At 37.3% G+C, this 16,209-nt stretch carries 17 protein-coding genes; 6 read left to right on the top strand and 11 right to left on the bottom strand.

The features are described from left to right. Positions 1-9: 9 nt before the first annotated feature. Positions 10-1,170: a proline dehydrogenase gene (locus CNR22_15775; GenBank protein PBQ33171.1), complete on the top strand. Its 1,161-nt coding sequence runs from the start codon at positions 10-12 to the stop codon at positions 1,168-1,170. A 36-nt stretch (positions 1,171-1,206) separates the two neighbouring features. Here CNR22_15775 and CNR22_15770 read toward each other — a convergent pair whose 3' ends face one another. Both CNR22_15770 and CNR22_15765 read right to left on the bottom strand, forming a co-directional pair. Further along, complete coding sequence (locus CNR22_15770; protein ID PBQ33170.1) at positions 1,207-1,584, bottom strand: hypothetical protein; 378 nt, start codon at positions 1,582-1,584, stop codon at positions 1,207-1,209. 9 nt (positions 1,585-1,593) lie between these two features. Continuing rightward, positions 1,594-1,893, bottom strand: coding sequence for a hypothetical protein (locus CNR22_15765; protein ID PBQ33169.1), 300 nt, complete (start codon positions 1,891-1,893; stop codon positions 1,594-1,596). Between the two features lie 70 nt (positions 1,894-1,963). Here CNR22_15765 and CNR22_15760 point away from each other — a divergent pair, with 70 nt between their 5' ends. From CNR22_15760 to CNR22_15745, 4 genes are read left to right on the top strand one after another with little or no spacing between them, the layout of a single operon-like run. After that, complete coding sequence (locus CNR22_15760; protein PBQ33168.1) at positions 1,964-3,367, top strand: tRNA nucleotidyltransferase; 1,404 nt, start codon at positions 1,964-1,966, stop codon at positions 3,365-3,367. 6 nt (positions 3,368-3,373) lie between these two features. Beyond that, a complete protein-coding gene (locus tag CNR22_15755) occupies positions 3,374-4,321 on the top strand; it encodes a GSCFA domain protein (GenBank protein ID PBQ33167.1) in 948 nt (315 codons plus the stop codon). 60 nt (positions 4,322-4,381) lie between these two features. Beyond that, the gene (locus tag CNR22_15750; protein ID PBQ33166.1) at positions 4,382-6,160 is read left to right on the top strand and encodes an aspartate--tRNA ligase; all 1,779 of its coding nucleotides are present in this window, start codon (positions 4,382-4,384) and stop codon (positions 6,158-6,160) included. Beyond that, positions 6,157-6,966 (top strand): permease, encoded by an 810-nt coding sequence (locus CNR22_15745; protein ID PBQ33165.1) that lies wholly within the window; start codon positions 6,157-6,159, stop codon positions 6,964-6,966. Before CNR22_15750 ends, CNR22_15745 begins: the two co-directional genes overlap by 4 nt. 1 nt (position 6,967) lies before the next feature. Here CNR22_15745 and CNR22_15740 read toward each other — a convergent pair whose 3' ends face one another. The 8 genes from CNR22_15740 to CNR22_15705 all read right to left on the bottom strand — a co-directional run bounded on the left by CNR22_15740 (position 6,968) and on the right by CNR22_15705 (position 14,056). Further along, positions 6,968-9,196 carry a hypothetical protein gene (locus tag CNR22_15740; GenBank protein PBQ33164.1) on the bottom strand — a complete coding sequence of 743 codons (2,229 nt, stop codon included), beginning with the start codon at positions 9,194-9,196 and terminating at the stop codon, positions 6,968-6,970. After that, positions 9,156-10,163: a hypothetical protein gene (locus CNR22_15735; protein PBQ33163.1), complete on the bottom strand. Its 1,008-nt coding sequence runs from the start codon at positions 10,161-10,163 to the stop codon at positions 9,156-9,158. The genes CNR22_15740 and CNR22_15735 overlap by 41 nt, the downstream gene beginning before the upstream one ends. 5 nt (positions 10,164-10,168) lie before the next feature. Continuing rightward, on the bottom strand, positions 10,169-10,519 hold the full coding sequence (gene arsC, locus CNR22_15730) for an arsenate reductase (glutaredoxin) (GenBank protein ID PBQ33162.1): 351 nt from the start codon (positions 10,517-10,519) through the stop codon (positions 10,169-10,171). Further along, positions 10,516-10,749, bottom strand: coding sequence for a hypothetical protein (locus CNR22_15725; protein PBQ33161.1), 234 nt, complete (start codon positions 10,747-10,749; stop codon positions 10,516-10,518). The genes arsC and CNR22_15725 overlap by 4 nt, the downstream gene beginning before the upstream one ends. Further along, a complete protein-coding gene (locus CNR22_15720) occupies positions 10,746-11,192 on the bottom strand; it encodes a hypothetical protein (GenBank protein ID PBQ33160.1) in 447 nt (148 codons plus the stop codon). Before CNR22_15720 ends, CNR22_15725 begins: the two co-directional genes overlap by 4 nt. Before the next feature lie 168 nt (positions 11,193-11,360). Next, positions 11,361-11,888, bottom strand: a complete 528-nt coding sequence (locus CNR22_15715) for an adenine phosphoribosyltransferase (GenBank protein PBQ34924.1) — start codon at positions 11,886-11,888, stop codon at positions 11,361-11,363. Positions 11,889-11,946: 58 nt separating this feature from the next. Continuing rightward, entirely contained in the window at positions 11,947-12,420 is a 474-nt protein-coding gene (locus tag CNR22_15710; GenBank protein PBQ34923.1) for a DUF4920 domain-containing protein, read from the bottom strand. 172 nt (positions 12,421-12,592) lie between these two features. Beyond that, on the bottom strand, positions 12,593-14,056 hold the full coding sequence (locus tag CNR22_15705; protein PBQ33159.1) for a glyceraldehyde-3-phosphate dehydrogenase: 1,464 nt from the start codon (positions 14,054-14,056) through the stop codon (positions 12,593-12,595). A 200-nt stretch (positions 14,057-14,256) separates the two neighbouring features. Between CNR22_15705 and CNR22_15700 the strand changes: the two genes are divergently transcribed. Continuing rightward, a complete protein-coding gene (locus CNR22_15700) occupies positions 14,257-14,490 on the top strand; it encodes a hypothetical protein (GenBank protein ID PBQ33158.1) in 234 nt (77 codons plus the stop codon). 464 nt (positions 14,491-14,954) lie between these two features. On the opposite strand, the gene CNR22_15695 is transcribed toward CNR22_15700, so the two are convergent. Continuing rightward, the gene (locus tag CNR22_15695; GenBank protein ID PBQ34922.1) at positions 14,955-16,070 is read right to left on the bottom strand and encodes a carbamoyl phosphate synthase small subunit; all 1,116 of its coding nucleotides are present in this window, start codon (positions 16,068-16,070) and stop codon (positions 14,955-14,957) included. Positions 16,071-16,209 lie beyond the last annotated feature (139 nt).

Below are 16,209 nucleotides of genomic sequence, written 5' to 3'. Positions count from 1 at the left end.
GACTTTTTCATGATTTCCTTCGACAATACAGAAAACGCCTTTAAGGCAAAAACAAACGCAGAACTCACCAAATCTTATTGGTTGTTTAAATTAATCAGTAACCCGCTACTTGTAAAGACTGGCGCCACTTTCGGACCACTTGCACTTAACATTGGTTTCAAAGGATTAATTAAAAGCACCATCTTTAAACAATTTGTAGGCGGTGAAAACATTCACGATTGCAGTGAAACTATTAAACAGCTGGCAAAATATAATATTGGTACAATTCTCGATTACAGCGTAGAAGGAAAAGAAAGCGAGCAGGACTTTGATCATTGTTTGCAGGAAACATTAGAAACAATTGAAAAAGCAAAAGGCGATAAAAACATTCCTTTTTGTGTTTTTAAAGTTACGGGATTAGCCCGCTTCGATCTTCTTCAAAAAGTAAGTGCTAATCAAAGTCTCGCTGCAACAGAGCAAGCAGAATGGGAAAGAGTTAAAAACCGTGTAAATAAAATTTGTACGTCAGCGCATCAAAACGATCAATGCATTTTTATTGATGCTGAAGAAAGCTGGATCCAACAAGCTATCGATGATCTCGCGAACGAGAACATGGAGGCTTTCAATAAGTCAAAAGCAATTGTCTACAATACATTTCAGCTTTATAGAAGTGATAGATTGCAATATCTTAAAGATTCAATTCAAAACGGAAAAACCAAAGGCTACCACGTAGGAGCAAAATTAGTACGTGGAGCTTACATGGAAAAAGAACGCAAACGCGCTACTGAAATGAATTATCCCTCACCAATTCAAACTAGCAAAGAAAAAAGTGACGAAGATTATAACGCAGCCTTAAAACTTTGTGTCGACAACATCGATGTAATGGGCCTGTGCGCCGGTACACACAACGAAAAAAGCAGTTTGTACCTCGTTAAGCTAATGAATGAGAAAAATATCGCACCCTCAGATAAACGCATTTATTTTTCACAGCTTTTAGGAATGAGCGACCACATCTCCTACAACCTTTCTTTAAATGCTTACAATGTTGCTAAATACGTTCCTTACGGACCACTAAAAGACGTAATGCCCTACCTTATTCGCCGTGCACAGGAAAACACCTCTGTAAAGGGCCAAACCGGCCGTGAATTGAACCTGATCATTAAGGAGAAACAAAGAAGGGCGCAGAAATAACATTTCTGCACCCTTCTTTAATTTTCAAAATCTATTTTATTTTACTTCACATGTGTAGTCTGTGCTGTTTTTCTGAGTAACATCATAATCTGCGCTTACGTATGTAGTAAATGTATTACCACCAATAGTAGTTTGTGTAGCAACGCTTCTCTGAGTTGTATAAGTATTCACACTCGTTTCATTTCTACTGTTACAATCATACAGTCTGGTTAAATCATCCTTCTTAACCTTAGCATAAGTTTGATTCGACTCTCCAGAGTTTGTCGTAACTGTGTTAGAGGTAGCTCCTCCATTCTTCGCTACATAGGTATATGTGCTAACACTTTGGTACTTGCAACTACAGCTGCGTTCTTTTTTGCAGGAAATAAAAAAAATATTACCTGCTATAACAAGGGTGCCTATTAATAATTTCATAGCTTAAATTTATTTAATTTCACACTTAGTTTCAGAAGTGTAAGTACTGTTGTTTGTAGATCCGGCATTGTTCGAAGTAGAAGTACTACTGTATTTATTGTCTCCACACAAAGTCTTCAGTTTAGACTTTTTTACCTTGTCGTAAGTTTTGGTGGTTGTAGTTGGGTCGTTAACTGATGAATAGCTGTATCCTTGCGAGTCGGTGTATACAGATGTTCCTGTAGTCGTGCATTCGCAGGTGACTTCCTTTTTACAGGAGGTGCCAATAAGCACCAAAGTTGTTAAAGCAAAAATTAATTGTTTTTTCATAAAAGTGATTTTTTGGATTTGTGTATGAATATACTAAAAAGAATCGGCGTAAATTACTTACTTTTGAACCGTGTTTAATTTCTTACAAGACCCTGTTTTCAAGACTGTTCGCCTTTGTTGCGACGAACTAAATGTAGATGCGTACGCCATTGGTGGGTACGTGCGTGATATATTTTTAAAAAGAAACAGCAAGGATATCGATGTAGTGGCCATCGGCAAAGGCATTGATCTGGCTACAAAAGTACATGCGCAATTAGGACCCGAAGCGCACCTCTCAACCTTTAAAAATTTCGGAACTGCCCAGGTAAAAATTAATGACCTTGAAATTGAATTTGTAGGTGCCAGGAAAGAAAGTTACAGCCGCGATTCACGAAAACCTATTGTAGAGGACGGCACTTTAGAAGACGATCAGAATCGTCGTGACTTTACCATAAATGCCCTGGCTATTGGGCTTTCTAAGAACAATTACGGTAAACTCCTCGATCCATTCAACGGGCTGCAGGATCTTGAAAATAAAATTTTACGTACTCCTCTTGATCCCGATATCACTTATAGCGACGATCCACTTCGCATGATGCGGGCAATTCGTTTCGCATCGCAATTAAATTTTACAATCGAAGAAAAATCTTTAAACGCTATTACTAAAAACAAAGAGCGTATTTCCATTGTTTCTAAAGAACGTATTTCAGACGAGTTAAATAAAATTATTCTTTCACCTGTTCCTTCGGTTGGATTTAAGCTTTTGTTCAATACGGGTTTACTTCATCTCATTTTTCCCGAAATGGTTAAGTTATATGGAACAGAAACAATAAATGGCCTGTCGCACAAAGATAATTTTTACCATACTTTAGAGGTGCTTGACAATGTTGCTAAAAAAAGCGACAATCTTTGGTTACGCTGGTCTGCCATTCTACACGATATCGCAAAACCTGCAACAAAACGTTTTGAAGAGGGGCACGGTTTTACTTTTCATGGCCACGAAGACAGAGGTGCTCGCATGGTTCCTAAAATTTTCACCAATCTTAAATTGCCATTGAACGAAAAGATGAAATACGTTCAAAAACTGGTCGAATTACATTTAAGACCCATAGTATTGGCAAAAACCGAAGTCACAGACAGTGCGGTTCGACGTCTTTTGTTTGAAGCAGGTGACGATATCGACGATCTTATGACTTTGTGCGAAAGTGATATCACTACAAAAAATCCGAACAAAGTAAAACGCTACATGTTTAATTTTGAGATAGTACGTTCAAAATTAATCGAGTTAGAAGAAAAAGACAAGATCCGCAACTGGCAACCTCCTATTAAAGGCGAAGATATTATGCAACTCTATAATCTTACTCCGGGAAGAGAAATAGGAATTTTAAAAAACGCTTTAAAAGACGCTATCCTTGATGGCGTGGTAGAAAATAATTTTGAGAGTGCTAAAAAATTTCTCGATCAAAAATTCGAAGAATTAAATTCACTAAAATAGTTTGAAATGAACTTTCATTTGAATTTCACGCCTGGCACTTCTGATTTTAAAATCAACCATAAGCAGTCGCTTCTCTTTGCAGGATCGTGTTTTTCTGAAAATATCGGCACCTATTTAAAAGATGCTAAATTTAAAGTCGTCATAAATCCAAATGGAATTCTTTTTAATCCTCTAAGTATTTACAAATGCATTCAGGACGCCATCCAAAATAAAAAAGCCGACGATAGCAGCATTTTAGAAAAAGAAAATCTGTTTTATAGCTATTCTCATCATAGCTCCTTCTACGCTCAAACAAAAAAGGAACTCTTACAAAAAATTGACGCGGTTACGAGCCAAACGCATTACTTTTTAAAAACTGCAGATGTTTTACTAATCACTTTTGGTTCTGGCTTTTTTTATAAACACCTAACCTTACATCAAATAGTTGCCAATTGCCACAAGCAACCTGGGCATGCTTTTGAAAAAAAATTGGCAGAGGTCGATGAAGTCGTAAACCTATATTCTTCTCTGATAAATGAGTTGAAGATTTTCAATCCAAAACTTAAAATAATTTTTACGGTCTCACCTGTGAAGCACCTGAAAGACGGTATCATCGAAAATAATCTTAGCAAAGCGACACTTCTTTTAAGCGTAAATAAACTACTTAAACTTTACCCTGGTTGTGTGTACTTTCCGGCATTTGAACTTGTAAATGACGATTTACGCGATTACCGCTTTTATAAAGAAGATTTGGCACATCCCAATCAGCAGGCAATAAACTATGTTTGGGAAAAATTTTCAGAATGTTACTTTGATGCCACAACGAAAGAACTAAATCATGAAATTGGGAAGATAAATTCGGCTTTAAACCATAAACAGTTGCACGAAAACTCTTCCGAAACTGAAAAACTCAAAGCATTTATAGAAAAGCAAAAAAACCTTATTAAAAAACTGGATCCAGGTATCGAATTTTAGAACCGGAATTCAATTTACTAAGCAAAAAACTACTAATTTTAGACTATATTTTAAATCACTATGTTAAGAACGAATACCTGCGGAGAACTAAGAATTGAACATGTTGGACAAGAAGTAACGCTCAGCGGCTGGGTGCAGCGAGTAAAAGATTTAGGCGGTCTTACATTTATTGATCTTCGCGATCGTTATGGCATCACTCAATTAGCATTAAATTCAGATTCTGATACAACTTTACAGAATACGGTTAAAACACTTGGACGCGAATTCGTTATCCAGGTTAAAGGGACAGTGATTGAACGTGAAAGCAAAAACAAAACCAATCCTACCGGTGACATAGAAATAAAAGTAAGTCTACTCACTATTCTAAATGCTTCACAAACTCCACCTTTCACCATCGAAGATGAAACCGATGGCGGAGATGAATTACGCATGAAATACCGTTACCTGGACTTACGTCGCTCTGTTGTTCGTAAAAATCTGGAGTTACGTCACCGTATAGCGATTGAAACGCGCAATTATTTAGATAAACAAAAATTTCTGGAAGTTGAAACTCCGGTACTTATAAAATCAACACCCGAAGGGGCGCGCGATTTCGTGGTTCCAAGTCGTATGAACGAAAATCAGTTTTATGCCTTACCACAAAGTCCGCAGACGTTTAAACAACTTTTAATGGTGAGCGGGTTTGACCGTTACTATCAAATTGTAAAATGTTTTCGTGATGAGGATTTACGTGCTGACAGGCAACCTGAATTTACACAGATAGATTGTGAAATGAGTTTTGTAGAACAGGAAGACATTTTACAAACCTTCGAAGGGCTGACAAGACATTTATTTAAAACGGTTAAAAATATTGACATCCCAACCATTGCACGCATGACCTATGCAGATGCAATGAAGTATTATGGGAACGATAAGCCTGACACGCGCTTCGAAATGAAATTGGTAGATTTTAATACTGTAACAAAAGGAAAAGCTTTTAAAGTTTTTGACGATGCAGAACTTGTTGTCGCTATCTGCGCAAAAGGAGCCTCTGAATACACACGTAAACAACTCGACGAGCTAACTGAATGGGTGAAACGTCCGCAAATAGGCGCAACAGGACTTGTTTATGCTCGCTACAATAATGACGGAACAATTAAATCGAGCGTTGATAAATTCTACAACGAAGAAGATCTTAAAAAATGGGGTGAAGCTTGCGGTGCAGAGAAAGGTGATTTAATCTTGCTATTGGCAGGTGCTGAAGAAAGAACCCGCAAAGCCATGAGTGAATTGCGCCTTGAAATGGGTAACCGTTTAGGTTTGCGCGATAAGAATAAATTTTCTTGTTTATGGGTGATCGATTTTCCATTACTGGAATGGAACGAAGGCGATCCAAACTTACTGGCATCACTTGCCGGACGCTGGCACGCAAAACATCATCCTTTTACTTCACCAAAACCAGAAGATATCGACCTATTAAATACTGATCCTGGAGCTGTGCGGGCAAACGCTTACGACATTGTAATCAATGGCGTTGAAGTAGGCGGCGGAAGCATCCGGATTCACAACAAAGATCTTCAGGCAAAAATGTTTGAAGTGCTGGGCTTCACAAAAGAAGATGCTCAAAAACAATTTGGATTTTTAATGAATGCTTTTGAATTTGGAGCTCCCCCGCACGGCGGTATCGCCTTTGGATTTGACAGGCTTTGTTCTTTATTTGGTGGGGCTGAAAGTATTCGCGATTTTATCGCCTTTCCTAAAAATAATTCGGGCCGTGACGTTATGATCGACGCCCCTTCTGAAATTAGTGAAGAACAACTGAAGGAACTGAGTATTGATACGATAATGAAGACAAAGTGATTGTTGCTGGGTTCATAGCCTTTTTATTGATCGGATTAATCCTCGGCTTAATTGGGGGTGGAGGATCAATTTTAGGTGTACCAGTATTGGTCTATATTTTATTTTATCCTCCCGAAGAAGCAACTGCATATTCTTTGTTTATCGTAGGACTTACCTCACTTATTGGTGCCATTGCCTATCTAAGAAAAGGAGAAATTAGTGGTGAAGCCCTCTATCAATTTGCGTTAGCTTCTATGATCACCGTTTTTTGCGTAAGAAAATATCTCATGCCATCTATCCCACAAGAGATTCATTTTTTAAATTTTGAAATCTCGAAGCAGGTGTTAATCATGATTTTATTTTCTATACTGATCTTAAGTTCTTCGGTTAGTATGATAAAAAAAAGAAAACCGAATAGCAAAAGCCAGGTAAAATGGGATGAATTTGCACGCAGTCCCATGGGTTTACCTTTCGTAATTTTACTTGGCATCGTTATCGGATTTATAACAGGATTTGTAGGCGCTGGTGGTGGCTTTATTATTGTACCAGTTTTAATTTTCTTTTTACGCCTGAATTTCAAAAAAGCAATCGGCACTTCCCTATGCATTATTGCAATAAATTCATTAGTGGGTTTTACAGGCAACCTCGGTAATCAAAAAATGGATTGGCAATTTTTGATCAGCATTTCTGCGATTGCTATAGCAGGAATTCTAATTGGTAGCGCACTTTCAGGAAAGATTTCCTCGACAAAACTGAAACCTGCCTTTGGATGGTTTACACTCGTTGTTGGAGTTTCTATTCTTACAAAAGAACTCTTCATAAAATAAATTACTTCGTCCCTAGGTAAGTTCTAAAATAACCGCACTCTTTGATTATTTCCTTATAATATTTTGTATCACTGAATTCTTTTTTGAGAATAGAGAAGTTTTTGTTTGCAATGTAATCGTCTTTCACATTTTCCGGATCCATTTCTGTATAGGAAGCGTTGAGCTCACATTTAGCAGCCATAAAAGTACATTTAGCACGAAACTCTTTATCCTTTGAATTTTGCTTCGCCAGGAGATAATATTTTAAAGCGAGATCTGTTTGCTGCTCAGGTAGAGATTTGTCTCCATAATAATAAAAGCTTCCATCTACTCTATTATACCCATAGAATTCACGTGCGTTTCCAAAGTGAGTAATGTTATAAAATCCATTAGCAACAAGAAAATAGTTCGGCGCCGCCTCTTCAGGCTTTGCATTCGCGAGGCTTTTCATTTCAATCATTTTCTCAAGAAAAGATATTCTGTTATACTTTATTTTCTGAATAGCTTCATGATCACAATCATGACAATCCTTAATATGAATTGTAAATGGATTGCCCGGCAAATTACTACCTAACGATTGACACGCTTTAAAGGTCGATAAAGCCTCTTCAAGCTTATCTTGCTGCGCTAAGCGAATGGCTTTTAACTCTACATAGTCGAATTTATTTAAAGGAGCATATTGAAAAAATAGTTTCTCATATTCCGACGTGTTCGTTTTTTCAAAATAAGCGATCATCTTCTCTATAGTTTGAATTTTATTAAAACCCACGCTCGCGCTTCCAGGATATATTAATTCTGCTTTTTCAATCTCACCAGGGCTCTTCGCATAACTGGCGAGAACTTGGCGCATCCACGCTAATGCATAATCAACACGCAGATCTTTAACATCATTTTTATGATCTAAAACGCCTCTCAAATCCGCTACAAGGTTAGATTCAACAGTAGTATTCATTGAGCCAATGCGGGCAATTTTTCCAATCAGGCTAATAAGGTGATACTGTGCAGTCATTAAAGCGTTCCCTTTTAAGGTTTCTTTTGCGCGTTTCAATTGTTTATCTGCTATTTCATAGTTACGGGAAATATAATTCATATAAGCTGCCGATAGATGCCAGGCGCCTGCATTTATCAATTTATTCGAAGCGGATACCTCGTTAAAAAAAGCAACGAATTTTTCATCCACCTTAATTTTCGATTCGCTGTCATTCGAGTGGCCTGTTGTTAGATTACCCCCAAATTTTTCTTCCTGCATATTAACTGTCCGCACCAACAAGAGATCAGCCAACTCAGATGCAGGATTTAATTTCAGAATTTCTTTCATAGCAGTAAGGGCATCCGCGTGCAATCCATACAATTGCCAAAGCACTTCTTTCTCTTTTGTTGTTTTTGCGAGATCTAAACAACTCTTCCAGTCCGCCTCGTTCTGCGGATGAAAACATAGAAATGCTGATTTTTTTAAAGGATCAAAGTCTGAATAGATTTTGGAAAATAAATAGTTTGACTGGGCAAATTGCTTTAGTTTATAAAGAGCACCTGCTTTGTAAGATAAAGCGCGCCACTTGATGTTATTTTCAGTGGTAAAATAGTGTTGATTTGCATCATAAACAGCAATTGCCTTTTCGTACTCCTGGTTGAAAAAATACAGTCGCTCGACTTGAAAAGCATAACGTTCCTTCATAAAAGGCTCTTGCGCCTTTTTCAAAAAATTTATACCTCCCGCAATCTGCTTTTCTAGGCTCACGCCGGCCGGCCTCGCAGGCTTTGGTTCCCATGAATATTCGGACTCTTTTACGGCAAATGCTTCATTGCGTTTTGCAAAACCCAGGAAGTATAAAAAAGCATTACCCTTCTCTGCTTTTAAAGCTTTGAGTGTATACCGTTTTGACGCTTCTGTGAGATGTGAAGGTTTATTTTTAAGATCAAAGATCATAGAGTCTACCTGGTTTATCGAAGCAGTGTACAACCAATAATTTAGGGCTTCTTCACTCATATTTCCAGCTCCGAAATAACTCAGCCAGTCTTTACAGTTTTCTTTCTTGAAAAACTCAGCGCTCTTATCATCATACCCATCATAAAATGGTGTGTACGTTGTTCGGAAAAAAGGTTTGAATTGAGGCTGATTTATTATTTCGGGGGCAAACATCGAACCCTCTGTACCTTCCCAATCACCTCCTGCGCAGGCCAGGGCGGTGATTGTGGCAAGTAGTATACCACTAATTAGCAATATCACTGATTTTTTTGAAGATGTTTTCATTGTAATTTTTTAAATTTAACTCATCAAGATCGTAATAAACTATTTTTCTTTTTAAGGTTGGTAAATTTTCGAGAACATCCTTGGCCGCATTCAGTAACTCTTCTTCACTTAGTTCTTCTTTTCGCAAAACATCTTCCTCCTGGTAATAAATTCCATTTTCAAAAAAAGACAATTTAACTGCAAAACTAAAACTCTTTTCTATTCGTGCAAAATGCGTTGTATCTCTAACATCCGGAATTGTTTTCTTCGTAATCAGGCCGAGAACCTTTCCATCACGGTAATGCACATACCAGTTAAAAATTGGTAGCGCAACGTCTGACGGTAAAGGATAGTTTTTCAGGTACTTAATATATTTATCAGAATTTGTTTTATTATAAATGGAATTCGTTTCTTTTTTACTGGAAAGGTCTCCCATATTATAAAACATGATCATTCCTCTTTCTACAGGAGGGATACCTGTTTTGTTATAATACTTAACCTGATGCAGGCGAATTGTCGAACTTAAATTTTTGTTTTTTCCAATGATCTTCCTAATCTGTTCAAGAAAATAAAAATAGTTATCTTTTGTTTTATTTGACCAGTCACAATCAAATTGTAATTCCTCGTAATCAGATTTTAAAGCATCTATTTTTTGAATTACATGCTTTGCAAGAAGATCAATCTCCGCTTTTGAAAGATTGATGAAAGTTCTGTTTGTGATAAAAACAACTGGTATAATATGAAACTCCCTGGGTATGGAATCTTCGTGAGCAAGCAGTCCTAAAGGTACGGGCTTTTGCGTCTCCTTAGAAAGATCTATATCAAAAAAGCGAATGTAAAGTGTTTCGACTTTATTTTTTTGAAGAATTTCGCTCTCCAGCGCTGACAATTTAAAATTCGTCTTCCAGTAATAAAAAGAAGTTTCAGAATGAGGCGATTTACACGAACCGAAAAATACAATCACCAGATATATCGCGACGTATTTCATTCATCTTATTTTTTTCGTTTAATCATATCCAACACCAGAATAGGCGGCCTTCCAACCAAAGCTTTTTCTCCATCAATCACAATGGGTCGTTCAATGAGAATAGGATTTTCACTTAGAATCTTTATCCACTGAGCATTTGTAATTGTCTTGCCTGAGAATTTTTCTTTGTAAAGAGGTTCCGATCTGCGCACAATAGCTTCTGCTTTACAAGCTAATTTTTGTAGTAATGCTTTTAGTTCTTTTTGAGTCAACGGTTCTTTAAGGTATTCACGAATAGTAAATTCGCACTTGTTCTTTTCAAGAAGGTTAATCGCTTCGCGGCTTTTACTGCATCGCGGATTATGATAGATGATCATAAGGACATGTCCCTCATCTGCACAAACATCTCATTAAAACGCTTCCGCACAGTCTCAATAAAATCAGGACTAATTTTTGTTTTTAAATTATCTACATTTTTTACGTCTTCTACATGAAACTTAAAAATTTGCTCCATCGGCCCCGCTTCAAAACGCACCTGGTATTTATCATTCATATGAAAAATACTAATGGTCATACTCTCGTGCGGTATGCTGTCTATAATTCTCATTCGTCTTTCTTAAAAGCTTTTTTAAAATTAAACATGTTCTTCATCGCACCAATCGGGCTCACATTATAATCCCCATCCTGGTGTATCCGCATCTGAATAGCATGCGCGAGAAGAATGTAATTCTCTTTTTTTATACGTTTCAAAAAATCTTCCGCCTTATCGTCACCATTAATAATGTTTGCCATAGCAGCCCATTCAAATGCTTTAGCTTTCATTAAAAAAGCAAATGCTTTTTCATCATCCCACACCGCATTCACAAAGGCCGCAAGAATAATGTGTTTATTGTCCATTAAATAACGAAAGGCTTTTTTATCATCGCGTATGGCATCAATGGTGGCGAAAAATTCCTTGTAACCATTATTCAGAAGCCAATTAAAGCTCGCAGTATCTCCCATTACAAAACGGGTGAAATGATCAATCGAGGTTAACGAATACTTACGCATGTAACAAAATTAAATAAAAAAACCGCTTAGCATTCTAAACGGTTTTTAATTTTATGAATCTTTAATTATTCTATAACTAAAAAATACAATTTAAATAAAGTGGATCTGGCTTAACTATAAGCCTCCACCTATTGACTTTCAACTATTGAATTCGCACTCTATTAATAATTAATAATGTACCAAACAAGTAATATTCTCAGAATGATTTTCAAGTTTACTTTTCCCATTCAAAAAATCAAGACCGATCACAAAATTAAATCCCGCAACCTTCGCTCCCATCTTCTCTACAAGCCGTGCCGCTGCTTCCGCGGTACCACCCGTAGCTAAAAGATCATCATGAATAATCACCTTCCAGTCTTTTTGCAAAGCATCCTCGTGAATCTCAATAACCGATGTTCCATACTCCAAAGCATATTCCTGCTTCACTGTTTTGTAAGGCAATTTTCCAACCTTACGAACTAATACAAAAGGAATGTTCAATTTATTAGCAACCATAAAACCAAATAAAAATCCCCGGCTTTCAATACCAATAATAGCATCGGGAATCTCCATAAGATTCTGAATAAACCCATCCACAATTTCAGTGCAGAGTTCCTGGTTATAAAACAAAGGCGTTATGTCCTTAAACATAATTCCTGGCTTGGGAAAATCCGGAATATCACGGACCTCTTTTTTGATAGCTCTTGCTAATGTCATAGTTTCTACAAACATAGTACTTTTTAGCAAAAATGAGAGAGAGATGAAGAAGAGAATTTTATTCTACCACCACAATGCCATCTGCCATAAAACGAATCTCTGATTTTGGCTGTGTAATCGCATCAATTTCTTTTTGTGGCTTTTTAGCATCTTCGGCGTAGTGTTTTAATTCAGACACTGACGTTATTTTTGTATACGCCTTTCCATCTAATACAACCGTTTTACCAATAAGATCCAGAGGAACAAAAAAAGCATAGTCCTTCATTTTTACAAAAGCATTTTGCTCATCATTTACTTTAAAGTTCATCCAGCATCCCTTTTTCGAGCAAACTTCCAAAACCGTAGCTTTTACTTTTACGGCAACAGTATCTTTGCTCTTTAAAAGCGCTGGTAATTCGCTGGCCGATACAGCGTTTTTTGCATCCGTTTTAGCACCGTAAGTGGTGCCAGGAGTTGCTTTACCGGCAGGTGGTTGCGCTACAAAAAACTGCACATATAAAACTGCTACTAAAATCAAACTTACTTTTTTCAACATGACTTAAATTTTAAAATGATTCTTAAAGATACAAAATTCTAATCTTTATAAAATAAAAAGGAAGAACGCATTCTTCCTTTTTAAACAATTAACAGGTTGCGACTCTAAAGTAGTTCTTTCTCACTCTGAGCGCTGCTCAGCAGTCACGCTGAGCGTAGTAGAAGAGGACTTAGTAATAAAATGGTCTTCTTACTTCACTAATGTGTTTACTGAAACGGATTACCTGGCGGGTATATCCGTACTCGTTATCATACCAAACATAAAGTATGATGGTTTTTTTATCTGGAGATACAATAGTTGCCTGGCTGTCGAAAACACTCGGACAAGGATTTCCGATAACGTCTGTGCTCACAAGTTCATTACTAAAAGCGTATTGAATTTGTTCTACTAATTTTCCTTCCATCGCGTATTTGTGAATAATGGCATTTACTTCATCGCGCGTTACTTCTTTATTTATATTTAAATTTAAAATAGCAAGACTTACATTAGGAGTTGGGACACGTACAGAATTCGCGGTAAATTTTCCACTTAAATGCGGAAGAACTTTTTTCAAAGCACTCTCAGCACCAGTTTCTGTGATAACCATATTTAACGCGGCAGAACGGCCACGACGGTATTTTTTATGGTAGTTATCCAATAAATTCTGGTCATTCGTATAAGAGTGAACAGTTTCAATATGTCCTTTTTGAATCCCTAATTCTTTATCGATCACCTGCAAAATAGGCATAATGGCATTCGTTGTACAGCTGGCTGCAGAAAAAATGCGTTGTTTATTTAAGTCCACCGTTTCATGATTTACACCATGCACAACATTTGGAACATCACCTTTAGCCGGAGCAGTTAGTAATACTTTGTCAATTCCTTTGGCTTGTAAGTGGCGGCTTAATTCTTTGTCATCACGAAACACTCCGGTATTATCAATCAGTAAAGCATTGTCAATACCGTAAATTGTATAATCAACATCTTCAGGATTTTTCGCGTCAATCATGTGAACAGTGTGACCGTTTATGATTAATGCTTTGTTCGCAAGATCTTCAATTACTGTTCCGGGAAAAGTGCCATGTACAGAATCTGTGCGCAAAAGATCGGCACGTTTTACAATTTCCTCATCGCTGTTACCGCGCGTTACAATAGCACGCAATCTTAATTGTTCGCCTTTACCTGCCAATGTAATTAACTCGCGGGCGGCTAAACGACCAATACGTCCGAATCCATACAATACAACATCCTTAGGCGTAACCACTGAGTTAGCCCCAATAAGATCTTTTAATTTATCATTTATGAAATCGAGTTTTGTTTTATACTTATCTTGTTCCTGGTGCCATTCAAAAGCCAACTTCCCAATATCAATACGCGCAGCCCCTACTTTTGAATTTAAAATTTCATTTGCCAGAGCTAAGGTTTCATAAACCGTAATAGGTTTCTTCACAATATTCTTAGCATACAAATGCAGATTCATGATCTCACTTGCACTACGGTCAACCAACTGATTACGAAATAAAATAAGTTCGATAGATCTGTCAAACCATAATTTTCCAACAACATTAATTAGATCTAATGCAGCCTTCTCCTGATCGATCCAATCATTCAACTGAGTCTGGTATTCACCATTTACTTTTTCAAGTGTTTTCATATTTAGGGATATAAAATTTTTTGCAAAGCTACGAAAAAGCTGAAAAAAGAGGGTGTTTTTGTTAATAACGTCGGAAAAATAACTTGCACTTTGGCCTCTTGATTTAACAAATTACAACTTAAACTCTCGAAGGAATCATCTAATTTTACACCTTGTTCTAAAATAGCATCAGCTAATTTCCGGACAATAAAACCGTATCTATGAAAGATATTATCTGGACCCTCATCATCATTTGGCTCATCTACAAAGTAGTAGCTATTTTCAGAAGCGCTACAACAAAACGCGTCTTTACAAATAACACAGAACAAAACTATACCACACAGCAGTCTGCACCCATTCACACAACTTCCAGACCTGATAAAGACGTGAAAGCTGCCATCAAAAAACATCTCAACAACGACGGTGAATACATCGATTTTGAAGAGCTGAAATAGTTACTCTGTTCCAATCAGTGTAAAATACTCCGTATACAACCGATAAGTTTAGAATGATTTTAGGGCCCCTCCTCGCTGAATATGCCCCAAATTTTTCAGGCTTCAAGATCAAAGAAATCAGCGTAAAACATGGAAGCATCCATATCAGCGAAAATAAAAAATTCGCCGAAGGCGGATCAAACCTGTATAATTTTCTAGCCATTTAGATCTGTGCCATCCGCATAATCTGCTTCAAACCATTAGACACATAGATCTACGCCAATCAATAATTCGCCGAAAGCGAATTAAATCTGCTATAATTTTTTAGACATTAATATCTGTGCCATCCGCGTAATCTGCGTCAAACCCTTAGCACAAAGATCAGCCCCATCCGCGTAACCTGCGTCAAACCATCCGGCACAGGATCAGCGCCAATCCAAAACCCGCGTAATCTGTGTCAAACCGCTAAGAACCTAAACCCCATCCTAATTCTTTGCAGCCTCCATATTCGCCACAAACTCATCAAACAAATACCTTGCGTCTAACGGTCCCGGACTAGCCTCTGGATGGTACTGCACTGAAAAAGCTTTGCGATCCTTCAAACGAATACCCTCAATGGTTTTGTCATTCAGGTTAACGTGGCTAATTTCTATGTTAGGATTATTTTGAATCTCTTTTTCGTTTACGGTGAAGCCGTGATTTTGAGAAGTGATTTCACTTTTACCGCTAATGATATTTAACACAGGATGATTGATCCCGCGGTGACCTGTGTGCATCTTATATGTGCTGATACCTTGTGATTGCGCCAACAATTGATGCCCTAAACAAATACCAAAAAGTGGTTTTCCCAAGGCTAAAAAATCTTTTACGGCTTCTGTTTCCTTTTTCATAACCCCGGGGTCACCTGGTCCATTACTTAACATGATACCATCCGGTTGAAACTCTTTCAAATCATTGGCCGTAGCGGTCATCGGAAATACTTTCAAATAACAATCCCTTTCCACTAACGAACGTATTATATTTTTCTTCGCACCATAATCCATCACAGCTACCTTGTATTTAGCGTTTTCGTTACCTACATTGTAAGCACTTGCACAGGTTACTTTCGAAGATAACTCGAGCCCTTCCATACTTGGAACTTTCGCCAGCTGTTTTTTAAGAACTTCCACATCTAAAACCTCTGAAGAGATAATGCAGTTCATCGCACCTTTATCACGAATGTGTCGCACTAAAGCACGGGTATCTATTTCACAAATGGAAACAATGTTGGAATCTTCAAAATATTTACCAAGACTCATATGTCCACGTGCACGCGAATACCCATGGTTAAACTTTTTACAAACCATTCCAGCAATTTTGATGGAATCGCTTTCCACTTCACTTTCTTCTATTCCATAATTCCCTATATGAGAATTTGTCATCACAATAATTTGCCCGAAGTAAGAAGGATCTGTGAAAATTTCCTGGTAACCGGTCATGCCGGTATTAAAACAAATTTCTCCTGAAGTGGTACCGATTTTTCCGGCTGCTTTTCCCTCAAACACTTTTCCGTCTTCCAGTAAAAGAATAGCTTTTGGAAGCGAAGTATACTTTAATTGCATAGATTTTTTAGACTTAATTTCTAAACCCCAAAAGTACACTTTTATCACGTATTTTAGGAGATGTTGATTTGTTCTTTAAAACTAATTTCAAAAATTATCCGATTTTTTAAAGACACTCTAAACCTTACCCTTAATTAAA

The sequence above is a fragment of the Sphingobacteriaceae bacterium genome (assembly GCA_002319075.1).
Classification (GTDB): domain Bacteria; phylum Bacteroidota; class Bacteroidia; order B-17B0; family Aurantibacillaceae; genus Aurantibacillus.
Note: the sequence above shows the minus strand (reverse complement) of the source record. Positions and strands in the feature narration are given on the sequence as shown.